Raw genomic sequence first — 3,200 nt, 5'->3', positions numbered from 1 at the left:
CGGCACGCCCGCCGCTGCGCGAGTTCGGCCCGCACCCGCGCACCGGCGCGGAGATGAAGCTGATGGAGGGCCGCTACGGCGCCTATGTCACCGACGGCACCACCAACGCGACGCTGCCCAAGTCGGTCGAGCCGGCCGCGCTGACGATGGAGGAAGCGGCGCAACTGCTCGACGCGCGCGCCGCGGCGGCGCCACCGCCCAGGAAGGGAGCCAAGAAGGCGCCCGTCAGGAAGACGCCGGCGAAGGCCGCGGCGGATACCGACGCCAGGCCCGCGGCGAAGAAGGCGCAAGCAAAGCCCGCCACCAAGAAGCCCGCTACCAGCAAGCCCGCCACCGGAAAGCCGGCGGCCAGGAAGCCCGCGGTCAGGAAGGCGGCGGCGAAGGCTGGCGAAGCCTGACGCTCATCACCTGACGCTCATCGAGCGTCGAGTCGAGCCCGCTCATGCCGCGCGGCGCTGGCTCCCGGCGATCCAGTCGCGCGCGGCGCGCTGGGCGGCGGCGATCTCCCGCGCGGTCATGTCCTCGGCCACCTCCGTCCGCGCCTGCTGCGCGGCAACGATCCCGTGGACCGCGGCCAGGTTGAACCATTTGTGCGCCTCGACCAGATCGACGCCGACGCCGGACGTCCCGGTCTGATAGCAGATGCCGAGGTCGTAGCAGGCGCCGTGATCGCCGCGCGCGGCCTCCTGCAACCGGCTCTCGACCATGATCTTCGTGTTCCTGCGGATGCCGCCCATCGTCCTGCCCCTCTGTTCCCAGAGAGTGTGACGTGATTCGGATCACCAAATGGTTAACGCCGTTAGGGATGATCGTGGACCACGATCCGACGCGGGGTCAGTCGACCGCGAGGTTGTCGATCAGCCGGGTCCCCCCGATGCGCGCGGCGGCGAGCAGGCGACGCGGGCGGCCGGCATCGGGGCCGGAAACGGGGCTGGACGCGAGCGTCTCGGCATCGACCAGCGCGACATAGTCGACCTGGAAGCCCGCCGCGACCAGCATCTCGGACGCTTCGGCGAGCGATTCGTCCCGGTCGTCGCCGCGCGCGAGCCGCCTGGCCGCGACCCCCAGCGCACGCGGCAACGCGACGGCGCGCGCGCGATCGTCCTCGGCCAGGTAGACGTTGCGCGACGACAGCGCGAGCCCGTCGTCCTCGCGCTGCGTCGGCACGCAGGCGATCTCGATCCCGAGGTCGAGGTCCGTCGCCATCCGGCGCACCACCTGCAGCTGCTGCCAGTCCTTCTCGCCGAACAGCGCGCGATCGGGCCGCACCTGGTTCAGCAGCTTGAGCACCACCGTCGCCACGCCGTCGAAATGGCCCGGCCGCGCCACGCCGTCCAGCGTGTCGGCGGGACCGGCGACGCCGACCGTCGTCGCGAAGCCGTCGGGGTACATCGTCTCCACCGATGGCGCCCACAACAGGTCGCAGCCCGCGTCGGCCAGCATCCGCGCGTCGGCGTTCTCGCGGCGGGGATAGCTGGCCAGGTCCTCGCCGGGGCCGAACTGTCCGGGGTTCACGAAGATCGACGCGACGACCTTCGCGCCGCCCGCCCGGGCCGCCGCGACCAGCGCGAGATGGCCGGCGTGCAGCGCGCCCATCGTCGGCACCAGCGCCACGGACGCGCCCTGCGCCCGCAGCTCGGCGACCGCCGACCGCAGCGCCTCCACCTCGCGCACCGTCCGCACCCCGACCACCGCCAACGTTCCCCCTCGCCCAAACCGTTCCGCTCTTCTATGAAGGGCTTACCACAGGATCAACCGGGGATTGCGAACCTTGCCGAGCGGTTCCGACGAGACGCCAGCGCGTTGTCATGTCGTCGTCTTCGCCAACGAGAAGGGCGGCACTGGCAAGTCGACGACGGCGGTCCACGTCGCGATCGCGCTCGCGGCCAGGGGCGCGCGGGTCGCCGCGCTGGACCTCGACCACCGCCAGCGCACCACCGGGCGCTATCTCGACAATCGCGCAGCCACGATCGCCCGCACCGCCGTCGATCTGCCGATGCCCCGTCACGCCACGCACGACGGCGTCAGCGAGGACGGTTACGCCGAACTGTTTGCGCAACTGACGCACGGCAGCGACTATCTGGTGATCGACACCCCTGGCCGCGACGATCCCTTCGCGCGCTGCGCCGCGACGCAGGCGGACACGCTCGTCACGCCGATGAACGACAGCTTCGTCGACTTCGACCTGATCGGCCAGGTCGATCCCGAAAGCTTCAAGGTTACTCGGCCGTCCTTCTATTCCGAGCTGATCTGGGACGCGCGCAAGCAGCGCGCGCGCGCGGACGGGGCGACGATCGACTGGGTCGTGCTGCGCAACCGCCTGCAATATGTCGAGGCGCGCAACATGAGGCGCGTGTCGGCGGCGCTGGACCAACTGTCGAAGCGCGTCGGCTTCCGGATCATCCCCGGCCTGTCCGAGCGGGTGATCTACCGCGAGCTGTTCCCGGCGGGCCTGACGATGATCGACAGCAAGCAGTTCGGCGCGATGGGCCTTTCCCACGTCGCCGCGCGGCAGGAATTGCGCGAGATGATGGCCGCGCTCGCGCTTCCCGAGCCGGTTCCCGCATCCGACCCGGCGCCGGCATCGCAGCCGCTGGTCGCGTGACCCCGCCATGCTGAAGGCGATCCTCGCCGCGGCGCTGATCTGGCTCGTGTGGCGCTGGCTCCGGCCCCATCCCCGCCTCCGCTCGCAGGCCCGCCGCCGCACCACGGCCAGGCTGGTGAGCGACGCGGCGGAGGCGCGCGCGATCCTGGGCGTGGCGACGGGGGCGGACGAGGCGACGATCCGCGCCGCGCATCGCCGGCTGGTGCTGGGCGTCCATCCCGACCGTGGCGGCTCGGCCGAACTCGCCCGCCGCGTCAACGCCGCGCGCGACCTGCTGCTGCGCGGCGGGTAAGGCACCCCGCCGTCCGGCGGGCGCGGGTCGCCGGTACCATGCCGACATGGACGTCCGCCTTTCCCGGGAAAGCCCGATAGCCGTCGAGACGAGGCCGGGACGCGGGCGGAGCGATTTTCCGGTGGTGCAACGTGGTCGCAAAACGCTCTAGGAGCCTTCCTCCCGCACCGGAGCCCGTCATGCCCCACCACCTCGATCCCGCGATCCTGCGCGAATACGACATCCGCGGCATCGTCGGCGCCGCGCTCGGCCCGGACGATGCGCGCGCGGTCGGCCGGGGCATCGCCACCCGGCTGCGGCGGG

Annotated in this window: 5 protein-coding genes; 3 read left to right on the top strand and 2 right to left on the bottom strand. The window is 71.9% G+C overall.

Features of this window, described 5'->3' with window-relative positions:
* The coding region (locus HUU95_RS12030) for a topoisomerase C-terminal repeat-containing protein (RefSeq protein WP_302480125.1) at nucleotides 1–398 on the top strand (398 nt) is incomplete at its 5' end.
* A 42-nt stretch (nucleotides 399–440) separates the two neighbouring features.
* Here the strand turns inward: HUU95_RS12030 and HUU95_RS12025 are convergent.
* Nucleotides 441–737, bottom strand: coding sequence for an SEL1-like repeat protein (locus HUU95_RS12025; protein WP_174280321.1), 297 nt, complete (start codon nucleotides 735–737; stop codon nucleotides 441–443).
* 97 nt (nucleotides 738–834) lie between these two features.
* A complete protein-coding gene (gene panC / locus HUU95_RS12020) occupies nucleotides 835–1,683 on the bottom strand; it encodes a pantoate--beta-alanine ligase (RefSeq protein WP_174280322.1) in 849 nt (282 codons plus the stop codon).
* 88 nt (nucleotides 1,684–1,771) lie between these two features.
* Between panC and HUU95_RS12015 the strand changes: the two genes are divergently transcribed.
* Nucleotides 1,772–2,605, top strand: coding sequence for a division plane positioning ATPase MipZ (locus tag HUU95_RS12015; RefSeq protein WP_174280320.1), 834 nt, complete (start codon nucleotides 1,772–1,774; stop codon nucleotides 2,603–2,605).
* A 7-nt stretch (nucleotides 2,606–2,612) separates the two neighbouring features.
* Nucleotides 2,613–2,897 carry a DnaJ domain-containing protein gene (locus HUU95_RS12010; protein WP_174280319.1) on the top strand — a complete coding sequence of 95 codons (285 nt, stop codon included), beginning with the start codon at nucleotides 2,613–2,615 and terminating at the stop codon, nucleotides 2,895–2,897.
* Nucleotides 2,898–3,200 lie beyond the last annotated feature (303 nt).

This window comes from Sphingomonas bacterium (assembly GCF_903643065.1).
In the GTDB taxonomy this organism is placed as follows: Bacteria; Pseudomonadota; Alphaproteobacteria; order Sphingomonadales; family Sphingomonadaceae; genus Sphingomonas.
The sequence above is the reverse complement of the archived record's forward strand: the minus strand, read 5'-3'. Positions and strand labels throughout refer to the sequence as shown.

What these genes read in the sequence shown, in the direction of transcription:
- HUU95_RS12025 (WP_174280321.1), bottom strand. Translation starts at nt 737, where the DNA reads ATGGGCGGCATCCGCAGGAACACGAAGATCATGGTCGAGAGCCGGTTG.
- HUU95_RS12010 (WP_174280319.1), top strand. Translation starts at nt 2,613, where the DNA reads ATGCTGAAGGCGATCCTCGCCGCGGCGCTGATCTGGCTCGTGTGGCGC.